The organism is Desulforhopalus glucosivorans (assembly GCF_054397165.1).
On the sequence record NZ_AP044854.1, the window covers coordinates 2,418,722 to 2,439,297 of the forward strand.

Here is a 20,576-nt window from a genome sequence, read left to right on the forward strand (position 1 = left end):
AATCAAACTAAGCTGACTAGAAAACCAAATGCATTGAGCATGGGGTATAAGAATTACTCTTGAGTCTCTGCGTCCTTAACTTGCTGAGTATGTTGATTAGCCAGCTCAGCAGTTTCCTTGGCCTTATCCAGCGGATCTTTTATGTAGTCAACTGCTTCCTGGGCAATCTTATCTTGCGTCTCTTTGAGGCTTCCTTTCTCACCAGTATCTTCAGGACCAGAACATGAAACCATCAGAGACAAGACAACTATCTGAAATATATACAAACCTGTTCGTACCATCATAGTGATATGACCTTTGCAAGAGTATTATAGTATTATAAATAAGAATCAAACAACTTCAAAATTACCATAGACGAGGAGGGAAATACATTATTTTCACAGCCAGGACTATTCTTACCTTGTTCCAGTTATGATCAGGAAAACAGTACTTCCAAAACCTGAATTATCGCTACAAATACAACACCCTACCTAAAACTATTATAAGAAAAATTCAGTCACATAGTAGACAAGTAAAACTGGACAATAAAAAACGACCTACCGAATGATGAGCCCGACAGGTCGTTTAGGAGAATTAAATGGATTAAAAGAGCAAGGGGAGAATCCTTGCTGAGTCTGAATAATAACCGATTAAATATTCTTTGCAATAAAAAAGTTAGGTGTTCCTTATTTTTTATTTGTCATCAAACAACAAACCTCCCCCCTCTCTCGCAAACATCAAAAAAAACGAGTCAACTCTCCTTCAATCCGACAGACTCCAAGGTTAATTGTTCACACCTCCTGCGCCGCCCAACCATAAAACAAAATACAAAGAGATAAAACTGAGGTAAATAAAACGGCTTATATGTACCACCTCAATCTTGCAATTAACAAGTTTACCGGAGATGCGAGGCACCGGAGTTACATACGTATAAATATACTGCAAAACTCCGGAAACAACGCAAATTCGGTGAAATTGTTAATCCCGAAGGGTAGCAATTATGAAAAAATATGACTCATAAAAAAGTAAGCAGTCAGTGTAGATAATTCATCCATAAAGCATTGTTATTTCGTTGAAAAATTATTTTTTAAATTGCGCGGGCAAGATTTAGGTACCATATATAAACAATACAATTACGGGGTAATGATTTTACATAATCAGGTGTCTGCATTAATGAGGATGGTATGCAATTGAAAACAATAAAAATCTTGATGGTTCTACTCGCTCTAATCTTGCATTATGAACAAGTATTAGCTGATGGTAGTAGGTTGTTACGGTCGTGTGAAATATTATTAGACTGGCCTGCTGATCCCGCAAAAGGAGAGCGCTATGAGGCTGGATTCTGTTTAGGGTATATTTCAGGTGTATATGATCTCAATGCCTCATACCAAAATGATCTTAAAATTCCCAATCCATATTTTTGCGCGCCAGATAAAGGTGTAACCAACGGCCAAAATGCTCGTATTTTGATAAACTATCTTGAGGAGCACCCCGAGAAGCTTCGGCAAGGAAACTTAAACCTCACACTCGCAGCTTTCATTGATGCCTTCCCATGCCAGAAATGAAGCAGATCGTGAATTAAAATATTGCTCAAAATGTAACATCATACGTAACGGCGCAGAGAAGTGTGCCCCAAGGTTTGCCATAGAGGAGCGCATTTTTTAATTTTACAGATATGCCACATTGTCATACACTGTAGTTATGAAACAACAGTCTAAGAAACAATGGAGGATTTTATGACGGACCCTAAAGATATGTACCAATGCCAAATCACCAATTGTGGATTTGTCTATGATCCAACGAAGCCAAATCGGAAAACCAAAACGCCGGTAGGAACAAAATTCGAAGCTCTACCAATGCATTGGAAATGTCCGGTTTGTGGAGCATCAAAGGATAAGTATAGACCGGTCATCGGACCTGGATCCGTAGCCGAGGACGGATCATAACATTCACTCCATTTTTAATGGAAAACGTTATCGTCATTACTTAAGAGCAACCGAGTCAGCTCACCAAAAAGCTGACTCATGCTACATCAACGAACTGCTATTTAGAATTGCAAGTCTATTATGTATCGTAAGCAACTAGCCTGACACAAAGTTTCTTTTCCAGGTTTTTAATCTTTAAAAGATCATTCTCATCCAGATTAGATGTCGCTGGTGGGGTATAGTAGGCCATAAGTCTTTTGCCTAATTTTTGTTCCAATTTTGCTATTGCCTTGATTTCTTTTTCGCCGAGATAGTCCGCATACGTGTAATCAAAATCCATTTTAATCTCCTTTGATTTTGCAGCTGAGTATTAATTGCCGGAAAGCACTTAATCGGCTGTTATAGTGGCCCAAGCCACCATTGAATATACATACATTAAGAACTGACATAAAAAATAACAGGTCTCACCATACATTAGCTTACGTGGAACAGTTTGAGAAAAAGGTTTTATTATCACTTATAAGGTGTGAGTTTTAATAGACGTCCACCAACTTTGTCTTCTAAAACCCAAATAGCACCATCCGGTCCCTGTTCCACTTCTCTTATTCGTTTCCCCATTGGGAATCGTTCAACTTCTTTAGCGGAGTCTCCTGAAATTTCCACTCGAATAAGAGCTTTAGAGGCAAGACCTCCTATAAATACATCCCCCTTCCAGCTTTCAAAAACATCCCCCGAATAGATGACAAGACCGGATGGAGCAATAGTTGGAACCCAATATGCTTCAGGAGCGTGAAAATCGGGCCGTGTGTCATGATCCGGAATATCAAGACCAGAGTACTGATTGCCCCAGGAAACAATTGGCCAGCCGTAATTATCTCCCTTCACTATCAAGTTGAGTTCATCCCCATGCTTAGGCCCCATCTCATGGGTCCAGAGCCTTCCTTCTCCATCAAAGGCGATCCCCAAAAGATTCCTGTGCCCTAGTGACCAAAAAGATTTTGCCAGCTTCCCCTTATCCTGGAAGGGATTATCTTTTGGGACTGAACCATCATCATTGAGCCGGATGATCTTGCCTAGGTTCTGTGACCAGTCCTGTGCAGGCTTCTGTTTTTGTCGCTCACCTGAGGTGATAAACAATTTTCCATCAGGACTAAAAGCTATTCTATGGGAATAGTGACCCCTTCCCTTCACTTTTGGAGTTTGCCGCCAGATAACGTTAAGATCTTTCAATGCAGGACCATCCTGATCCACGACAAATTTTGCTCGCCCGACAACTGCCCCTCTTCTGCCAAAGCGCCCCTTCTCTGCATAGGACAAATACACCAGTTTATTGTCAGCAAATTCCGGATGCAGAACGACATCACCTAAACCACCCTGTCCACCATAGGCAACCTCGGGAACTCCAGCAACCTCACGTTTTGCAAAACTATCTTTACTCACAAGGTACAAGATGCCTGGCTTCTCAGTAACCAGCATATTTCCGTCTGGAAGAAAGGTCATGGCCCACGGCTCATTAAATTCAGTAATGCTTTGAGCATTTAATATTGACCCTGCCGTCCCCGTTATCCGCCGTAACTGTGACGCCTCAAGCGCACTATTAAGTGGCATAACAATCCCTACAACGAACAAGATCAACACTACAGTAACTAGGGGAAATGTTGGTATATTACGTACTACAATTTGTGCAAATCTCTTACGAAAAAGAGAAATCATAGCAATTCTCCTCTGATGATTTTTTAGCTCTTCAAATAGAATATGCATTCAACTACCAAGAGTCATGCAGATTCATATTTATTGTTAGAAAACAACGTTTCAGAGAACTTGCATTAACAGGAGTAGTAAAAGAAGTAGTGGCAGGCTTAGCCAGTCATTACGGGAGGCTGTCAGCACAAGGCCGGTTCTTTCTTCAGTGTAACACCTTGAAGTCATGGCGATTGCCAGTTGATCACCATTTGTAAAGATCCGATACATGAGTGGGATGGTGAGCTTAACCAGCCTATAGACCGGATTTTTCCGCACTTCCACACATCTTGCCTTTTGTGCATCAAGAGTATCCTGAACCTGACGCAGGATGAGAGGTATGAATCTGATGAGAAGACTGAGCATTGTGGAGACCCTTTTTTCCGGAACCCCAGGCACCTTTGAAAAATAAAATTCCACTGCTGCTTTTATCTGATTAGAAGTGGTGCTGGTGATAAAACCAAGACTTATGAGAACAATAAGGGAAAGACGCCAGCAAAAATGTAGCCCTTCAATGGCTCCCTGATAGGTAGGAGAAATAACTGAAAAAACAAATATTGGATCGCCCGGAGTGGTGAGGCTTCTGGTACAAAAAATAAAAAAGAGAAAATAAGGGAAAACTTTAAGTTCTTTTGGCACTGCGAGAATGTTTACCTGCGCTGCAAACAGTGCTGTAAGTATCACAATAGTCACTATTGCAAGCCCAACAAATCCGCACGACACAGTTCCCATACTAAGCAGAACCATGTATAGCAACTTAAACCTTGGGTCCAGTTGGTGGAGTTGCGAGTCGCCCTTCTGGTAACAAAATACTGTTACTCCAGCCATGACCTCACCTCTCCACCAATCCTGGAACTACAGGGCTGACGAACCCCAAACTCCTCTAACTCATGAAAGAGTGACTGCGGTTTATCATCACGCACTATCATGCCACCTTCCATGATCAGTAACCTATCTGCATGGGCTATCACTTTTTCAAGGTCGTGGGTGGTGAGTAAGATGGTATGTCCCTGACTATGAAGGGAGACTATTTGTCTGAGCACAGAAATAATGCCAGGAAAATCCAGGTTTGAAAATGGTTCATCAAAAACAAGAATGGCCGGTTCCATGGCAAGAATTCCGGCTATGGTGAGACGCCTTTTTTGACCACCTGAAAGAAGATGGGGGCGATCATCAGTACGTCCTGATAAACCTACTACCTCAAGAGCCATTTCAACCCTTCTGTTAATTTCAGCTCTACCCAGTTTCAGGTTTTCAGGGCCAAAGGCAATATCTTCAAAGACGGTTTCTCCCACGATCTGGCTGTCAGTATCCTGGAAGACCATACCGACCTTTTGCCTGGCCAGTGTAAGATTATCAGAAACTGAAAAACCTTCTACCCTCACCTCGCCTTCCGTTGGAAGGAGTAAGCCATTGAGGTGGCGTAACAGTGTTGTCTTACCAGAGCCATTTCGGCCCCCAAGCACAACAAAACTACCTTTATCAATACTAAGATCTATATCCTTAAGGCCAAGTGAACCATCACTAAAACGGTGGGTAAGATGGTCTATTTCAATAATACTTGTCATTCTGGCCCACTACTTTATTAATTTCTTTGAAATAAGTGGGGATAGCGCCCTGGCAATAAGAACCGCTGCCACAATTTTAATAACATCCCCAACTAAAAAAGGAAGCATGCCTACAGCCAGGGCTTTACCAAATGTCATACCAGTCGCCACCTTTAACCAGGTCACACCTATACCAAAAATAACTACATGGGCGACCACCAAGCTCCCGGCCCTGACAACCAGGGCTGTTGATCTTTTTGCAACAAATCCTACAATAAAAACTGCGGGTAAGTAGCTGATAAGATAGCCTCCGGTAGGGCCAAAGAAGTGTCCTAACCCGGCACCTCCTCCGGAAAAGACAGGCAGACCGCAGATTCCTGCAAGTAAATACAGACCGACACTCGCCATACCCCACCGAGCACCAAGCAGGAGGCCCGCAAGCATCACAAAAAGATTCTGCAAAACGATTGGGACCGGCCCGATGGGAATAGCAATGAAGGCACCCACCGCAATAAGGGCTGCGACAAGAGAGCTATAAACGGTCATTTGCAGCTGGCTGGAAATATTTAAGTCATTTTTTTGTTCAATTGAAACACTCATAACTGAATCCCTTGTGTTGATTAAGGTGTGACTACCTTAGAAGTTCGTTTGAAGTTATCGTTTTTCTGATATTTTATGAATCGATTTTTTTTTTATACAGACCTCTACAGATGAAAACAATCACCGTAGATAATTTTCTTTACTGTGCCATCGTCCTGCTGCAACATCAGTGCTCCTGAATCATCGACATCGATGGCCTTACCCTCAGCAGTTTCTTTTAAGGTGACAATTTTCACCTGTCTACCAATGGTCATAGTGTATTTTTTCCACTCTTCTACTGCATTACCCGTTTGCAGATTATCAAGCCTCACGGCAAGTCTATCCAAAAAGCCTGTCAGCAGATCTCTTCTTTTCACTTCTCGGCCCAGCTCGTTTTTAAGAGAGGTCGCCGTTTTTTCTTTTTTTGTTGGATCATTATTCACGTTGATCCCTATGCCGATATTAACAAACGACACCAGCTCCTCTGATGCCTCAAGCTCTGACAACATACCTGAAAGTTTACTCTCACCAATCAGGATATCATTGGGCCATTTTACCCGTGCGTCCAAACCGGTCTGTTCTCGTATTGTCTCAACCAGTGCAGTGGACGTGATAAAATTCATGAGAAATGCTGATGTTGCGGGAATTTCTGGTCGAAGAATGAGAGTGAAGTAGAGTCCGCCTCTATCGGAAAACCAGATGCGCTGCATCCGTCCTCTTCCCTCTTTCTGATAATCAGCCAGTACGACTGATTGATCAGGAGCTCCCTGCCGAGCGACTTCCTTGGCCTTGCTCATGGTCGAGGCCAAACTGTCAAAGTAATAAATTTGCGACTCTCGGCCTGCAAACTCCCAGGCGAAAAGAAAATCATTATCGGCGCTATAGCTGTAACCCTTTGGACTCGTGAGGATATTATACCCCTTCTCCTGCAGGGCCTTTATATGCTTCCAGATTGTAACTCTGCTCACCTGAAGTTCCAAACTCAACTCTTCACCGGAAATTACATCAGGGGCCTCTTTTAGAAGCTGCAATATTTTTGATTTCATTACAATTGTTTGATATCGTTTTTCTCGTTAACCTCATCCAGAGACAAGGGTAACGAAATTATCAATATTGTCAATTAAATTCAGATATGAGACATCAAGGGTTGCTACATATTTATAGGATTATGACTCAGCGGAAGGACTCCGCAACGATTATTACAAGAAATAGAATGTAATACACAACTACAGTCAGGATAAATCACACTGGGACTCGTGGACCAACCGATTCCAGAGTTGTTCTTGAAGGTCGGTATCAACATCTTCAAAACGTACACAAAACCTATCACCATCTACCCATGTGACGACAGCCTTTGTCTTAAACTCTTCCAGCAATCCTTCATGGGCAGCAAACTTAACAGAAAAGGAGATACTATCTTCCTCCTCAAGGGCAAAAGTCGCCTTCTTCATTTCACATATATGCACTGACAGGGATACAACTATTGCAGTACCTTCCCGATCTCCGTGAACATAGCTGGCATCTTGCCCCTGAAGAGCAAAGGAGAGTCCCGAGGTCGTTGTAGAATTGGCTAAAAACTCATCAGCTGCTTCAAGGCTATTGAAGATATCAGCTGTATAACCTTGCATTTGACCAGCCATATTGATCATTTGTTTTTTTATGATTTTCGTTTCATCTATGACCCGAACCACCCTCCCCACCCTGGCATTCACAAGGTGATTGGTGATTTTCCTAAACGTTGGCAAACTATTCAATGCAGCAAGGGAACAGGCAGAAAGGTCTGTAATAACATCAAAACCAGGCTTAAGATCAGCCACACCAAACCTGATTTCCGTATAGATATTGTCCACACTCTTTTTCGTTATTTCCTCGGCAACAGTTATGGTCAATCTGTTTTTCTTTATGTTAACCGCCACTTTAGATTTTTTTACAGTCATCCTGAACACACTATGAAGTTATCAATTGTACTAAGAGATTTCTCCAAATAATGTTATCGCAAATAGCTGTGAAATAAAAGGCAGCAAGTTGGCCCGCTTCAAAGCAAATGAAACTGATTTTACGTTAACCAAGGGCCTTTACAGTGTCATACCGACAACAATCTACCAGATGATCATTTACTATGCCCATGGATTGCATGTAGGCATAGCAAATTGTCGGGCCTACGAATTTAAAACCTTTTTTCTTCAGATCTTTGCTCATCTTTTCTGAAAGTGGCGTTAAAGCGGGAATCTCGCTGGTATCCTTCCAAGCATTCTGAATAGGTATTCCATCAACAAACTTCCATAGATACCCACCGAGGGTCTCCCCCTGGTCATAGAGATCCAACACACACTTTGCATTTTGCACCACCGCCCCAACCTTTAGCTTGTTGCGGACAATCCCTGAATCAGCAAGCAGTCTTTGAATGTCTTCATCTCTATACCGAACAATCTTTTCCTTATCAAAATTATCAAAGGCACGCCTATAGCCCTCTCTTTTTTTAAGGATTGTTATCCAACTTAAGCCCGCCTGGGCCCCCTCAATACAAAGTAATTCAAACAACTTTTGCTCATCATGCAGTGGGACTCCCCATTCTTTATCATGATAGTCAATATATATGGGATCTTCACCGCACCATGTACATCTTTTTTCCATTCTCTTCTCCCATATCCTTAGTACATTTCATTATCACCCAAACGATTACAACTCGCGCGAGTCAGACTTGATTAACCAGACTAAAAAAAAACATTTCACCTATATTACGAATACATTATGCAGACAGGCAAAGATTGATTATGATTTGAGGAGGTATAAAATTCCAGCCAATGCTATGCAACCTTACCCTAGATAACCTGAAATGGAGGCCTATGCAATCCATGCTCAGACAAAATCTACTCAAGCTACGATCTGAAAGCCCAAATGATGATGCCCTTATCCAGAACATTGAAATACTCGTAAAAGAGGAAGGGCCACTCGCCATCCAACAGACGTTTCATCTCTTAGGTGACGTCGATCTACCTTTGTCTGAATGCTATAGACACTGGCGCAACCTCCTTGACCATCGCCAGGAGATGATGACAAAATTAGGGCGACCTGTCAATCTCACCACCGTATTCTGCGATTACCTGCAGAACACGACACATTTTTTAGATTACCCACGCATCATTGAGACTGCTCGCTACGAAAATGCAGTGCGTAAAAGCCATTACGACACCCTTACCGGACTTTTTAACCGGAGTTATTTTGATGAAGTATATAGCCAGCAGGTCGCTGTTGCCAAAAGATACAGTGAGGATTTTACCGTACTCTTTCTCGACATAGACAATTTTAAAGCTATAAATGATGACTATGGTCACCATAGCGGTGACACTGTGCTGAAAACAATCGCTGGTATTATCGCCAAAGAAAAACGAGATAGTGATATTGCTGCACGTTTTGGAGGAGAAGAGTTTATTCTTCTCCTTACCCATTCAGACAATATCAGCTCCTATGTATTTGCAGAACGACTTCGACAAAAAATAGCTGAACATGAATTTTCCTTCTCTGGTACCACACGAAAGATTACCATAAGTGGAGGTATTGCTTCATTCCCATTCAATAGTGGAAACCCGGAAGAATTGATTGAAATGGCAGATAGTGCCATGTATCTTTCAAAAGGTGCCGGGAAGAATCGTATATCCCATTACAAATATGAGAAGCGACGCTATATACGAGTGAAAATTGAGGAACAGGTTCTCTCTAAAGAGTTGGATTTTAGCAGCACACCACCAGTCAACGGTACAAGCAAGGATATTTGTGTAGGAGGTATTCTCTTTGAAAATGACAAACCACTCCTGCTGGGATCGCTCATTTCAGTCCAAATACAGCTGGCAGAAAGCCAAAGTCCTGTCATACTGATCGGCAATGTTGTACGAGTCGAATTGCTCGACTCAGGTAAATATGATATAGGAATGACCACCTCTTTCAAGGAACTCGATGACATCGTATATAAGGAAATTGCGTCCATCCTGCCCATCGATTAATCACATCAACACCCAACCCTTTAACACTGTTTTACGGTTGTTTTAACTCACTGACCAATAATGCTTCTCGAAATCGATAATTTCAATTTATGGTTTAACGGTTACGACCAAAATGGTCACAAAACCAGAACCCAAACTCTTTTTGACATCAGTCTCACCCTTGACCGTGGCAAAACACTGGTACTCGCGGGTGAATCCGGCTCTGGGAAATCAATTACTGCCCTCTCTATTCTTCGCCTGCTTGAAACAAGCACCAATGTATCATCAACCGGTACCATCGCCATTGATGGTGTTGATCTATCTTCTCTTACCAGTGCTGAAATACGCTCAATTCGAGGCAGCAAAGCAGCAATGATTTTCCAGGAGCCCATGAGCTCACTTAACCCGGTATACACCATCGGCAACCAGCTCATAGAGCCGCTCATGCTCCACAGAGGGTTTGATAAAAAAGAGGCGCGTGAACAGGCCTACCATTACCTTGCTAAAACCGGTATCGACGATGCAGAGCGACGTTTTTGCTCTTATCCCCATGAACTCTCGGGTGGACAAAGACAACGGGCGATGATTGCAATGGCACTTGCAGGAAATCCTTCTCTCTTAATTGCAGATGAACCAACGACCGCTCTTGATGTAACCATTCAAGCACAGATCCTTACCCTTATAAAAGAGCTGCAGATTGAGCTCGCCATGGGCCTGCTTCTTATCACCCACGATCTCTCCATAGTGCGTGACCAGGCAGACCACGTCTGCATTATGAAAGAAGGATGCATCGTTGAATCCGGCCCCACAGGGCAAATATTTACGAACCCACAACATTCCTATACTAAAACGCTACTCTCGGCACTACCGCAAGGCACAAAGCAACCTGCACCATCCGGGCCAATACTACTGAGTACAAAAGATCTAACCTGTAGTTTTGATCAGAAAAATAAATGGGCAAACCCGTTTAAGAAGTCACAAACAACGATAAAGGCAGTTAATAAAATTAACTTATCGATAAAGGGAGGGACAACCTGCGGGATTGTTGGAGAATCAGGTTCCGGTAAGACCACTCTTGCCATGTCTCTGCTACGACTCAATCAGAGTGTTGGTGATATTTTTTTTAACGGGGTAAATCTACAAAGTCTTTCCCAAAAAAAACTGGGACCACTTCGCAGTGATTTTCAGATAGTATTTCAAGATCCTTTCTCATCCCTTTCACCCCGTCTTTCTGTTATGCAAATTGTCGAAGAAGGACTTCAGGTTCACCGCCCCGAGCTGAGTCGTGCCGAGCGCGCAGTCCTGGTAAACGAGACATTACATGAAGTGGGTTTAGATGAAGAAATGTCCAGTCGCTATCCCCATGAATTTTCTGGTGGACAGAGACAACGAATCGCCATTGCACGGGCAATCATACTTAAACCAAAATTTATTATACTCGACGAACCGACATCTGCTCTTGATGTAACCATCCAGAAGCAGATCATAGAACTACTACTCGCCCTGCAGCAAAAACATAATATGAGCTATATGTTTATTTCCCATGACCTCAGGGTAATCAGAGCAGTTTCAGATTATGTGGCGGTGCTTAAAGATGGAATTATTGTAGAGTCCGGGCCCACTGCTCAGATCTTTGAAGCACCTGAGCATGAGTATACCCGAACTCTTTTTTCAGCCTTGAACTTAGAGAAAATAGCACCTCTCTAACCGAGCCTTAAAAATAGTTACTCTTCAGTGACCAGTTCTTTTTCTTTTTTCTGAGAGCACTTATCGCCTGCGATGTCATCTTTAAAAAGAGAGTGCCCTCTTTCCATCGCACAGAAATCACCGCACATGGTACAGGTGGACTCATTCTCTGGCTTTCTACTTTGACGAACCTCTGTCATTTTTTCAGGAAACATTGAAAGCTTGAAATACTCTTCAAAATCACTGTCTCTTCTGGCAATGGCTGCCTTCTTTTCCACCTCTCGCTTCTCAGGATATTTTGCAATATCACCGATTCTTGCTGCAAGCCGTGTAGCCCGAACGCCTTCACGAACATCGTCTTCAGTTGGCAGTGCCAAGTGCTCGGCGGGGGTAATGTAGCAGATTAGATCTGCCCCATGCCACGCAGACTGAGCAGCACCAATGGCTGCTGTAATATGATCATAACCGGCACCGGTATCTGCAGGGAGTGGTCCAAGTACATAATATGGAGCCCCACCGCTCATTGCCTTTTCAAGCATGATATTACCGCTTATCTCGTCAAGAGGAACATGCCCCGGGCCTTCCACCATCATCTGGCAACCCATGTTTCTACCAAGTTCTGCAAGTTCACAGTTGATGATCATTTCAGCCATCTGCGCCCTGTCATGACTATCGTGAATTGCACCTGCACGAATACCATTTCCAAGGGATAAAACAGCATCATACTTCTTCATCAGCTCACAGACCCTGTCGAACTGCTCATACAGAGGGTTTTCTCTGTTATGGTATTCCATCCATGAAACCATAAAGGTACCACCTTTAGAGACAAGGCCTCCATAACGAAACCCCTGCTTACGAAGTCTCTCGATGGAGAACCTGTTAATACCACAATGGATAGCCATGAAACTAATACCATCCTGAAGTTGTCTTTCAATAAGTTCAAAGAGGTATTCAGGATCCAGCTTATTGGGGTTTCTATACTTTTTAGTGGCTTCGGCAAATGCCTGATAGAGAGGAACGTTACCCACAGGAAGAGAGCAGCTGCCAAGGACAGATCTGCGGATTGCATCAAGATCCCCGCCAGTTGAAAGTTCCATCAGGGTATCAACTTTTTCATGCTCTGCAATACGAGCTTTTCTGATCTCAAGTTCAACATCAGATATATCCGACGAAGTACCTATAGATGCGTTGATTTTTGTCCGTAGACCTTTACCGATTCCTACTATTTTCTGGTGGGGTCTAACAGCACATCCAGGGATTACAATATGTCCTTTTGCAACACGATCCCTAATCTCTTCTCCGCTGAAACCTTCATCATTTGCAACCTGTTGCATCTGAGCGGTGACCGTCCCTTCATTTGCCAATTCAATCTGTGTTTTCATTGCATTCTCCATACAGTTACCCCACCCATGGGCAATAAAAAAGTCCGTACCACGGCAAGCGTGATACGGACTTTTTTACGGACGGGAAAGTCTATGTTCAAACAGGCAGGTCTTCTGACTTACGGATCATCCTCCATCTGCACCTTCCCACTTTTTGAGTATTAAAAAGCAGTGGTGTATAGCAGATGTTGTCCCCGCTTACAGCGCTGGCCCAACGCTACGGATTTTCACCGTATTCCCTTTTCAGTAACATAACAGTTACCACCTGTGAGATATGTAGTTTTACTGCAGGCAAATTACAGGAAAAATTTATTTATGTAAATCCCTATTTTGCAATTGTAAGCATGTAGCCTTTTTGGAAAAATGTTGTACCGTAAACCAGGTGAGACAAGTGAACACAGACATATCACTCTCAACAAAACCGTTCGCCAGCACCACTACAAAAATTTACGTTTTGATCGTAAATACAGATCCATACAAAGAATTACTAAGGTTATTTACAACACAATGTTTCCCCAATCAATTCTATCATCAGCCCCGCACACACCGGGGGTTTACATTATGCAGGACCAGAAATCCACAGTCCTGTATGTAGGCAAGGCCAAGGATCTGCATAAACGGCTGTCATCATATGCACGGTTTTCAGCAGCCGAACATAATAAAACCAGCATAATGCTTCAAAAAGTCAGTAAAGTTGACGTTCTACTCACCCATACCGAGAAAGAAGCTCTGATCTTAGAGGCTTCTCTTATTAAAAAGCATAAACCCAAATATAATATCATTCTCCGCGATGATAAAAACTACCCATACATCAAGGTTACAGTACAGGAAGAATGGCCAAGAGTACATATGGCAAGAAGGAAGTCCCGTGACAAGGCACGCTACTTTGGTCCATACTCATCATCTGGAGCCATGTGGTCTACGCTCCGTCTTATCGCAAAGCTTTTCCCTCTTCGAAACTGCAAGGGTGGCAAGCTGAAAAAAAGAGACCGCCCCTGCCTCAATCGTCAAATTGGTAAATGCCTGGCACCATGTGCAGGAAATGCTGATCGTAAGCTGTATATGGAGCATGTGAAAAAAATCATCATGCTGCTTGAGGGGCGTAACAGAGACCTGATCAAATCATTAAACGAGCAGATGCAGGCAGCCGCACAAGCACTCGAATTTGAAAAAGCAGCAACGCTCAGAGATCAGGTTGGCGCTCTATCTAAAACACTTGAGAAACAGGTCATTTCTGCAAGCCACACCATGAATCAGGATGTCTTTGGCTTTGCTAGAAAAGACGCCGCTGTCACTGTCTCTCTGTTATTTATTCGCAATGGACTGATTAATGGCAGTCGGTCCTTCTTCCTCGCTGACCCTTATGGTGATGACGCCTCAATCCTGTCTCAGGTACTCAGCCAGTTCTACACAGATGAGACAGTAGTGCCCTCTGAGATTCTCCTCCCCTTTAGCCCAAGCGACCTTGACCTCCACAGCGAATTCTTAAGCGATAAATCAACCACCAGGGTCGAGCTAAAAATTCCCCAGCGGGGTGAGAAATTACAACTCATAGCCATGGCGAATACCAATGCAATGCAGGTCTTTGAAGAAAAGGAGAAAAAGAAAAGTTCCTGGGAACATTTAAGTAAAACAATGTGCAAGACCCTCCACCTCGACCGCGCACCAAACCGTATTGAGTGTCTGGATATTTCAAACATCAGCGGCAAGCAAGCTGTGGGCTCACTTGTATGTTTTACCAATGGTGAAAAGGACACCTCCAACTTCAGGCACTATAAAATTCGAACCGTTGATGGGCCAAATGACTACGCCATGATGAAAGAGGTCCTTGAAAGACGACTCACAAGAGGGATTGAAGAGGACACCCTTCCTGATATGTTTGTGGTTGATGGTGGCAAGGGGCAGCTTGGTATGGCACTCGCCGTGGCAAAAGACCTTGGTATTACCAAAGATATTGATTGGATTGGCATAGCCAAAGAAAAGGAAGATGAAGGTGAAAAACTGTACAAACCTGATCGCAAAAACCCCATCGTTCTGCTGCCCCATAATCCGATCATCCTCTATCTCATGAGAATTCGTGATGAATCTCACAGGTTTGGTGTAACCTTTCATAGAAAGCTGCGTAACAAGGCAACACTCACATCAGAACTTGACCGAATACCTGGCATTGGAACGGAGAAAAAGAAACAGTTACTCAAACACATGGGAAGCCTCAAACGTGTAAAAACAGCGAATATTGAAGAACTGTGCGAGGTCCAGGGTATTGGTCCTGAAATCGCATCAACAATATTCAATTTCTTCAACCAGTCAGTAACTTAAAGCGAATACCTAATGTTTCTTGGAGCGCAATTACTCCAGCAGTAGACGAGATAAAACATCAGTCAACTCCACTTGACTCTCACCTATTTTGCTGACATAATTATAGAATAAAACAAACAATTTTATGGACCGGGGGGCCCAATGAATTTTCTTGATGAGCTGTACCTTGAAAAAACTATGTCAGGTACATCGACTGGCACCAAATGGCTTGAAAGTAATGGTAAAAAGAAAATAGCTGTCACGTCACCAGTTGACGGTGAGACTTTTGCCCATGTCACCAAGGCCACGGGGAAGGATTATCAGCTTGTCATCGAACAAGCTGAAGAAAGCTTCAAAGCTTGGCGTACTACGCCTGCCCCCCAAAGAGGTGAAATAGTCAGGCAGATAGGCTTGCGAGTCCGTGATTTCAAACTGCCACTGGGTACCCTGATATCCTACGAAACAGGTAAGCCTCTCCAGGAAGGTCTGGGTGAGGTCCAGGAACTCATTGATATATGCGACTATTGTGTTGGACAGTCCAGAATGCTCTATGGAATGACAACCATGTCTGAAAGACCTGAACACCGCCTCTTTGAGCAGTACCAGCCCTTAGGGATTGTAGGTATTGTGACCGCCTTTAATTTCCCCATGGCAGTTTGGGGGTGGAATGCCATGATCGCAGCCATCTGTGGCGATGTGTCGGTCTGGAAACCTTCTTCCAAGGCTCCAGTATCAGCGATTGCTCTACATAAGATCATTGCAAGGGTTCTTGACCAGAATCACCTTCCTGAAGGCATCTTCTCCCTTATTATCGGTGACCGCGACAATGTTGGCAAAAAGCTGCTGGAAGACAAACGTATCCCACTTATCTCTTTTACCGGCTCCGTTAATTCAGGAAAGCTCGCAGCCAAAACCGTTGCAGACAGGCTGGGTAAGAGCATACTTGAGCTTGGTGGCAACAATGCAATTATCATCACAGAACACGCCGACCTAAAACTTGCTATCCCGGCCGCCGTCTTTGGAGCTGTAGGAACAACAGGCCAACGCTGCACCTCAACAAGACGTCTTATCATCCACAAATCCCGCTACAAAGCAGTTAAAGAACACCTGATAACTGCCTACAATAGCGTCAGTGTTGGCAACCCCCTCCTTGAACTAAACCACATGGGGCCACTCATCGACAAGGAGAGCGTCAAAACATACCAAAAGGCAATCAAGGCCATAGCTAAGCAGGGTGGCGAGATCCTCTTTGGTGGAAATGTCCTTAAAGGCGAAGGGTATGAGTCACAGTGTTATGTGGAGCCTACAATTGTACAAATAGACAAAGACGCCGCCATTGTAGCCGAAGAAACATTTGCCCCCATCCTCTACCTCCTTGAATATGACGGCCCTGTTGAAAATGGTATAGCCATAAATAACAGCGTTAACCAGGGACTCTCATCGTCTATTTTCAGCACAAATCACAACGAAATTGAGAGATTCTTAAGCGCCAGCGGCTCCGATTGCGGTATTGCAAATGTAAACATAGGCACCTCGGGGGCTGAGATTGGAGGAGCATTTGGCGGGGAAAAAGATACAGGAGGCGGACGGGAATCCGGCTCCGACTCATGGAAGGCATATATGAGGCGGCAAACTGTAACCATAAATTTTGGCAACAGCCTGCCACTGGCACAAGGTATTCGTTTTAATATTGAATAATTATTTTGGAGTACATCTCTAAGGAGAGCAGTCATGACAAGCGCAGCCGAGGTTAAAAACATTCTCAGCAGGTACATTCTCGCAGATGGGATGGATATAATCGTCGATCTTGATGTATCTAAGGGAAGCTGGCTTGTCGATAAGCGTAATGGAGATCGCTACCTCGACTGTTTCTCCATGTTTGCCTCCATGGCAATTGGCTTTAACCATCCTGCTATTGTTGAGATATCGGATAAATTAGGCAGACTTGCTATTCAAAAGCCCGCCAACTCCGATATGTACACAGAGGCCATGGCTGAATTCCTGGAAACATTTGGCCGTGTTGCCATGCCCGACTACCTCCCCCACGCCTTCTTCATCGAAGGAGGCGCTCTTGCTGTCGAAAATAGTCTTAAAGCAGCCTTTGACTGGAAGGTTAAGCGTAACTACGAATCAGGGTTAAAAGAGGAACGTGGGCACCAAATAATCCATTTTAAGCAGGCTTTTCATGGACGCTCCGGGTACACACTCTCCTTAACCAACACTGCCGACCCTCGTAAAACCCGATATTTCCCAACCTTTGACTGGCCGCGAATAACTAACCCAAAACTCAGTTTTCCCTCTACAGAGGAAGGCCTGCAGCTGACCATGGCCCTTGAGCAACAGGCTTTAGCTGAAATTAAAGTTGCTCTACACAGAAGTGGACCAGACATCGCAGGCCTTATTATTGAACCCATCCAGGGAGAAGGCGGTGATAATCACTTCCGCAATGAGTTCTTTGTCAGTCTACGCGGGATTTGTGATGAGAATGACCTTTTATTTATCATGGATGAGGTGCAGAGCGGCATCGGTTTAACCGGAAAATTCTGGGCCCACGAACACACCTCTGTCACTCCTGATCTCATCAGTTTTGGTAAGAAAACACAGGTTTGCGGAGTTCTTGGCTCAAGGCGACTGGATGAGACACCAAGTAGTGTCTTCACTGAGCCCAGCAGAATCAATTCAACCTTTGGCGGCAACCTCATTGATATGGCCAGATGCTCTGCCATTCTTAGGGTAATTGAACAGGACAACCTGATCGAAAATGCCCGATTGAGAGGCGATCAGTTACTACAAGGTCTGGAAGCACTGGCTGCACAATACCCACAGACTATATTCAGCCCAAGGGGCAAAGGGCTTATGTGCGCTTTTGACCTCAAAGATTCAGCTACCAGAGATATCTTTTTAGAAAAGACCTTTAAAGAAAAGCTACTGCTCGTTGGTTGTGGAAATAGGAGCATCCGTTTTCGCCCCCACCTCACCATCACCGAAGATGAGGTGGATATAGTACTCACCAGACTAAAAAACGTTATTACAGCAAGTTAATAAACAAACCTCTAATATACATCTCCTTAAAAAGGAACTTACAATGAGCAATAGTGTCGACTTTACCGATTATATGAATCTGAAAGAACTTCTCAGTGATGAAGAACGACTCGTACAACAGACGGCACGGGAATTCATCAATGATGAGGTCATGCCAATAATCGACAGTTGCGCCCAGGAAGAAAAGTTTCCACTCCATCTTGTTAAACAAATGGGCGGTCTTGGTTTTTTAGGCCCGACACTTCCTGAGAAGTATGGCTGTGCTGAACTGTCCAATGTAGCCTATGGCATTCTCATGTATGAACTCGAACGTGGTGATTCAGCCATACGAAGTTTTGCCTCGGTACAGGGTTCTCTTGTTATGTTTCCTATCTTCACCTATGGTAGTGAGAAGCAAAAACAACATTGGCTGCCAAAGATGGCAGCTGGCGAGGCTATTGGCTGCTTTGGACTTACAGAACCGGACTTTGGCTCCAACCCATCAGGAATGCGGACCAAAGCAGTTAACAATGGAGATGGGACCTGGACCTTAAATGGCTCCAAAATGTGGATCACCAACGGCTCCATTGCCGATGTTGCAATAGTCTGGGCAAATAGTGCCGATGGTATTCGGGGTTTTCTTGTAGAAAAAGATACTCCAGGCTTTAGCACAGTCCATATGAAGGGCAAGTGGAGCCTCCGCGCCTCGGTTACTTCAGAGCTAATTCTCGATAATGTTGTACTCAACGAGACACACTCAATGCTGCCCAAGGCAAACAGCCTTAAAGCCCCGCTCAGCTGTCTCACTCAGGCAAGATATGGTATTGCATGGGGTGCACTGGGTGCTGCAGACAATTGTTACCAGACCGCCCTTGAATACTCCCTGCAACGGGTTCAATTTGACAGAAAAATTGCTTCATTTCAGCTTCAACAAAAAAAACTTGCTGAAATGGTCACCGAACTCACAAAAGGACAACTTCTGGCCCTGCAACTTGGCCGCTTAAAAGATAAGGGAAGTTATAGTCCTGCCCAAGTCTCAATGGCAAAAATGAACAATGTTAAGATCGCGATGGACATCGCAAAAACTGCTCGAACCATGCTTGGAGCAAACGGCATCATGGGCGAGTACCCGATCATGCGCCATGCAAACAACCTGGAATCGGTCTACACATACGAGGGAACCCATGACATGCACACCCTCATCATAGGTGAGAAAGTGACAGGAATCCCTGCATACAGATCATAACACCACGCAACACACAAGAAGGAAAAGGCTCCCATTTACAGCGATTTGCAAAAAAAAAACCACAAAAAAAGTTAATCACATTTTTTCTCGATGGTCACTTGCGAACTCAATATCTACCATCTCTTTTTACTTTTCATGGTAGATTTGATCATCTTACCAAAGGCCTTATCCTTCTTTCTTTTTTCGGAATATGACATTTCGTAAAAGGCTGACTCGCTTCTCATCTTCAAATAGTTTCTGTATCGCTTCTCGGGCAATCTTCCATCTTTGATAGCTGCTAAAACAGCGCATCCCTTTTCGCTTTGATGACTGCAATCACTAAACCTGCACTCATCAGACAGGGTGACAATCTCAGCAAAGGTCTCATCCAGGCCAATATCAATGGCGATATTACCCAACTCTCTCATACCAGGAGTATCAAGAAGAAGTGCTCCACCTGGTAATTGCACCAGCTCTCTTCTGGTTGTGGTGTGTTTGCCCTTACCTCTTCGTTTACTCACCTCCTGGGTTACAAAGGCCTCACTACCCATAATATTGTTCAGCAAACTGGTTTTGCCCACCCCAGAAGACCCAAGAAGACAGTATGTCTGACCTGAACAAAGAGTATCTCGTATTGGAGCTGTACTTTCTTCAGACAGGTTACTAAAAGCAATAACTTCAGTGCCTGGACTGACAGCGCTGATTTGCCCCTTAACGTCATCTACCAAATCGTTAGATATCAGATCACATTTACTCAGGAGTATTACCGGTGTAATGCTGCTTTCATGCACCATAACAAGATATCGCTCCAGACGATTCATATTCAGATTATCGTCCACCGCCTGAACGATGAAGGCAATATCGATATTAGCCCCTATGAGTTGGTACTCAACAGCCTTCCCCGAAGTCTTTCGTTTAAGTAAGGTCTTCCTCGGTATCACTTCATGAATTATTGCGTGACTGTCATCATCATAAAAATCCGCCCAAACCCAGTCACCTGCAGTGGGTAGTTCAAGCGAAGTTTGAGCTGTATAGAGTAGATTGCCAGTTAGTTCAGCAAAGACATCCCCCCCTCCCTTACTCAGGATATAACTTTCCCTATGAACTGAAACAACACGTGCAAGCTCATGGGGAGCAATCTGTTGGCTCTCAGCATGGCTCTGAACCCAACTGTCATAACCTAGTTTTGTGAGTGAGTGCATGATATTCACTAT

The 20,576-nt window shown here is 43.8% G+C and carries 19 protein-coding genes and 1 riboswitch; of the genes, 8 read left to right on the forward strand and 11 right to left on the reverse strand.

The features are described from left to right. Positions 1-53: 53 nt before the first annotated feature. On the reverse strand, positions 54-284 hold the full coding sequence (locus ACX6CI_RS10475; protein ID WP_458778105.1) for a hypothetical protein: 231 nt from the start codon (positions 282-284) through the stop codon (positions 54-56). Between the two features lie 879 nt (positions 285-1,163). Here ACX6CI_RS10475 and ACX6CI_RS10480 point away from each other — a divergent pair. Beyond that, positions 1,164-1,544, forward strand: a complete 381-nt coding sequence (locus tag ACX6CI_RS10480; protein WP_458778106.1) for a Rap1a/Tai family immunity protein — start codon at positions 1,164-1,166, stop codon at positions 1,542-1,544. A 171-nt stretch (positions 1,545-1,715) separates the two neighbouring features. Beyond that, a complete protein-coding gene (locus tag ACX6CI_RS10485) occupies positions 1,716-1,925 on the forward strand; it encodes a rubredoxin (RefSeq protein WP_458778107.1) in 210 nt (69 codons plus the stop codon). Positions 1,926-2,043: 118 nt separating this feature from the next. Here ACX6CI_RS10485 and ACX6CI_RS10490 read toward each other — a convergent pair whose 3' ends face one another. The 8 genes from ACX6CI_RS10490 to ACX6CI_RS10525 all read right to left on the reverse strand — a co-directional run bounded on the left by ACX6CI_RS10490 (position 2,044) and on the right by ACX6CI_RS10525 (position 8,404). Continuing rightward, the gene (locus ACX6CI_RS10490) at positions 2,044-2,244 is read right to left on the reverse strand and encodes a hypothetical protein (RefSeq protein WP_458778108.1); all 201 of its coding nucleotides are present in this window, start codon (positions 2,242-2,244) and stop codon (positions 2,044-2,046) included. Between the two features lie 173 nt (positions 2,245-2,417). Next, a complete protein-coding gene (locus ACX6CI_RS10495; protein WP_458778461.1) occupies positions 2,418-3,512 on the reverse strand; it encodes a PQQ-dependent sugar dehydrogenase in 1,095 nt (364 codons plus the stop codon). Between the two features lie 204 nt (positions 3,513-3,716). Further along, positions 3,717-4,472: an energy-coupling factor transporter transmembrane component T family protein gene (locus ACX6CI_RS10500; protein ID WP_458778109.1), complete on the reverse strand. Its 756-nt coding sequence runs from the start codon at positions 4,470-4,472 to the stop codon at positions 3,717-3,719. Then, entirely contained in the window at positions 4,460-5,212 is a 753-nt protein-coding gene (locus tag ACX6CI_RS10505) for an energy-coupling factor ABC transporter ATP-binding protein (protein ID WP_458778110.1), read from the reverse strand. Before ACX6CI_RS10505 ends, ACX6CI_RS10500 begins: the two co-directional genes overlap by 13 nt. A 9-nt stretch (positions 5,213-5,221) precedes the next feature. Further along, positions 5,222-5,791, reverse strand: a complete 570-nt coding sequence (locus tag ACX6CI_RS10510) for a biotin transporter BioY (RefSeq protein ID WP_458778111.1) — start codon at positions 5,789-5,791, stop codon at positions 5,222-5,224. Between the two features lie 104 nt (positions 5,792-5,895). Continuing rightward, positions 5,896-6,816, reverse strand: coding sequence for a biotin--[acetyl-CoA-carboxylase] ligase (locus ACX6CI_RS10515; RefSeq protein ID WP_458778112.1), 921 nt, complete (start codon positions 6,814-6,816; stop codon positions 5,896-5,898). Positions 6,817-7,002: 186 nt separating this feature from the next. After that, on the reverse strand, positions 7,003-7,707 hold the full coding sequence (locus ACX6CI_RS10520) for a hypothetical protein (protein ID WP_458778113.1): 705 nt from the start codon (positions 7,705-7,707) through the stop codon (positions 7,003-7,005). A gap of 124 nt (positions 7,708-7,831) precedes the next feature. Continuing rightward, positions 7,832-8,404 (reverse strand): DNA-3-methyladenine glycosylase I, encoded by a 573-nt coding sequence (locus ACX6CI_RS10525; RefSeq protein WP_458778114.1) that lies wholly within the window; start codon positions 8,402-8,404, stop codon positions 7,832-7,834. 212 nt (positions 8,405-8,616) lie between these two features. Here ACX6CI_RS10525 and ACX6CI_RS10530 point away from each other — a divergent pair, with 212 nt between their 5' ends. Beyond that, positions 8,617-9,771 carry a diguanylate cyclase gene (locus ACX6CI_RS10530; protein WP_458778115.1) on the forward strand — a complete coding sequence of 385 codons (1,155 nt, stop codon included), beginning with the start codon at positions 8,617-8,619 and terminating at the stop codon, positions 9,769-9,771. Positions 9,772-9,831: 60 nt separating this feature from the next. Further along, entirely contained in the window at positions 9,832-11,457 is a 1,626-nt protein-coding gene (locus ACX6CI_RS10535) for an ABC transporter ATP-binding protein (RefSeq protein ID WP_458778116.1), read from the forward strand. A gap of 17 nt (positions 11,458-11,474) precedes the next feature. On the opposite strand, the gene thiC is transcribed toward ACX6CI_RS10535, so the two are convergent. After that, positions 11,475-12,818, reverse strand: a complete 1,344-nt coding sequence (gene thiC / locus ACX6CI_RS10540) for a phosphomethylpyrimidine synthase ThiC (protein ID WP_458778117.1) — start codon at positions 12,816-12,818, stop codon at positions 11,475-11,477. Between the two features lie 87 nt (positions 12,819-12,905). After that, a riboswitch (cobalamin riboswitch) is annotated at positions 12,906-13,102 on the reverse strand. A gap of 223 nt (positions 13,103-13,325) precedes the next feature. Here thiC and uvrC point away from each other — a divergent pair. The 4 genes from uvrC to ACX6CI_RS10560 all read left to right on the forward strand — a co-directional run bounded on the left by uvrC (position 13,326) and on the right by ACX6CI_RS10560 (position 19,383). Further along, a complete protein-coding gene (gene uvrC / locus ACX6CI_RS10545; RefSeq protein ID WP_458778462.1) occupies positions 13,326-15,137 on the forward strand; it encodes an excinuclease ABC subunit UvrC in 1,812 nt (603 codons plus the stop codon). Between the two features lie 141 nt (positions 15,138-15,278). Beyond that, positions 15,279-16,814 carry an L-piperidine-6-carboxylate dehydrogenase gene (amaB, locus tag ACX6CI_RS10550; protein WP_458778118.1) on the forward strand — a complete coding sequence of 512 codons (1,536 nt, stop codon included), beginning with the start codon at positions 15,279-15,281 and terminating at the stop codon, positions 16,812-16,814. A gap of 33 nt (positions 16,815-16,847) precedes the next feature. Beyond that, complete coding sequence (lat, locus tag ACX6CI_RS10555; protein WP_458778119.1) at positions 16,848-18,158, forward strand: L-lysine 6-transaminase; 1,311 nt, start codon at positions 16,848-16,850, stop codon at positions 18,156-18,158. 43 nt (positions 18,159-18,201) lie between these two features. Further along, on the forward strand, positions 18,202-19,383 hold the full coding sequence (locus ACX6CI_RS10560; protein ID WP_458778120.1) for an acyl-CoA dehydrogenase family protein: 1,182 nt from the start codon (positions 18,202-18,204) through the stop codon (positions 19,381-19,383). Between the two features lie 113 nt (positions 19,384-19,496). On the opposite strand, the gene rsgA is transcribed toward ACX6CI_RS10560, so the two are convergent. Then, positions 19,497-20,564 (reverse strand): ribosome small subunit-dependent GTPase A, encoded by a 1,068-nt coding sequence (rsgA, locus tag ACX6CI_RS10565; RefSeq protein ID WP_458778121.1) that lies wholly within the window; start codon positions 20,562-20,564, stop codon positions 19,497-19,499. Positions 20,565-20,576: the final 12 nt, after the last annotated feature.

Excerpts from the sequence above, each read along its gene's own strand:
- ACX6CI_RS10475 (WP_458778105.1), bottom strand. The coding sequence starts at position 284 with ATGATGGTACGAACAGGTTTGTATATATTTCAGATAGTTGTCTTGTCT.
- ACX6CI_RS10480 (WP_458778106.1), top strand. The coding sequence starts at position 1,164 with ATGCAATTGAAAACAATAAAAATCTTGATGGTTCTACTCGCTCTAATC.
- ACX6CI_RS10485 (WP_458778107.1), top strand. The coding sequence starts at position 1,716 with ATGACGGACCCTAAAGATATGTACCAATGCCAAATCACCAATTGTGGA.
- ACX6CI_RS10490 (WP_458778108.1), bottom strand. The coding sequence starts at position 2,244 with ATGGATTTTGATTACACGTATGCGGACTATCTCGGCGAAAAAGAAATC.
- ACX6CI_RS10495 (WP_458778461.1), bottom strand. The coding sequence starts at position 3,512 with ATGCCACTTAATAGTGCGCTTGAGGCGTCACAGTTACGGCGGATAACG.
- ACX6CI_RS10500 (WP_458778109.1), bottom strand. The coding sequence starts at position 4,472 with ATGGCTGGAGTAACAGTATTTTGTTACCAGAAGGGCGACTCGCAACTC.
- ACX6CI_RS10505 (WP_458778110.1), bottom strand. The coding sequence starts at position 5,212 with ATGACAAGTATTATTGAAATAGACCATCTTACCCACCGTTTTAGTGAT.
- ACX6CI_RS10510 (WP_458778111.1), bottom strand. The coding sequence starts at position 5,791 with ATGAGTGTTTCAATTGAACAAAAAAATGACTTAAATATTTCCAGCCAG.
- ACX6CI_RS10515 (WP_458778112.1), bottom strand. The coding sequence starts at position 6,816 with ATGAAATCAAAAATATTGCAGCTTCTAAAAGAGGCCCCTGATGTAATT.
- ACX6CI_RS10520 (WP_458778113.1), bottom strand. The coding sequence starts at position 7,707 with ATGACTGTAAAAAAATCTAAAGTGGCGGTTAACATAAAGAAAAACAGA.
- ACX6CI_RS10525 (WP_458778114.1), bottom strand. The coding sequence starts at position 8,404 with ATGGAAAAAAGATGTACATGGTGCGGTGAAGATCCCATATATATTGAC.
- ACX6CI_RS10530 (WP_458778115.1), top strand. The coding sequence starts at position 8,617 with ATGCAATCCATGCTCAGACAAAATCTACTCAAGCTACGATCTGAAAGC.
- ACX6CI_RS10535 (WP_458778116.1), top strand. The coding sequence starts at position 9,832 with ATGCTTCTCGAAATCGATAATTTCAATTTATGGTTTAACGGTTACGAC.
- thiC (WP_458778117.1), bottom strand. The coding sequence starts at position 12,818 with ATGAAAACACAGATTGAATTGGCAAATGAAGGGACGGTCACCGCTCAG.
- uvrC (WP_458778462.1), top strand. The coding sequence starts at position 13,326 with ATGTTTCCCCAATCAATTCTATCATCAGCCCCGCACACACCGGGGGTT.
- amaB (WP_458778118.1), top strand. The coding sequence starts at position 15,279 with ATGAATTTTCTTGATGAGCTGTACCTTGAAAAAACTATGTCAGGTACA.
- lat (WP_458778119.1), top strand. The coding sequence starts at position 16,848 with ATGACAAGCGCAGCCGAGGTTAAAAACATTCTCAGCAGGTACATTCTC.
- ACX6CI_RS10560 (WP_458778120.1), top strand. The coding sequence starts at position 18,202 with ATGAGCAATAGTGTCGACTTTACCGATTATATGAATCTGAAAGAACTT.
- rsgA (WP_458778121.1), bottom strand. The coding sequence starts at position 20,564 with ATGCACTCACTCACAAAACTAGGTTATGACAGTTGGGTTCAGAGCCAT.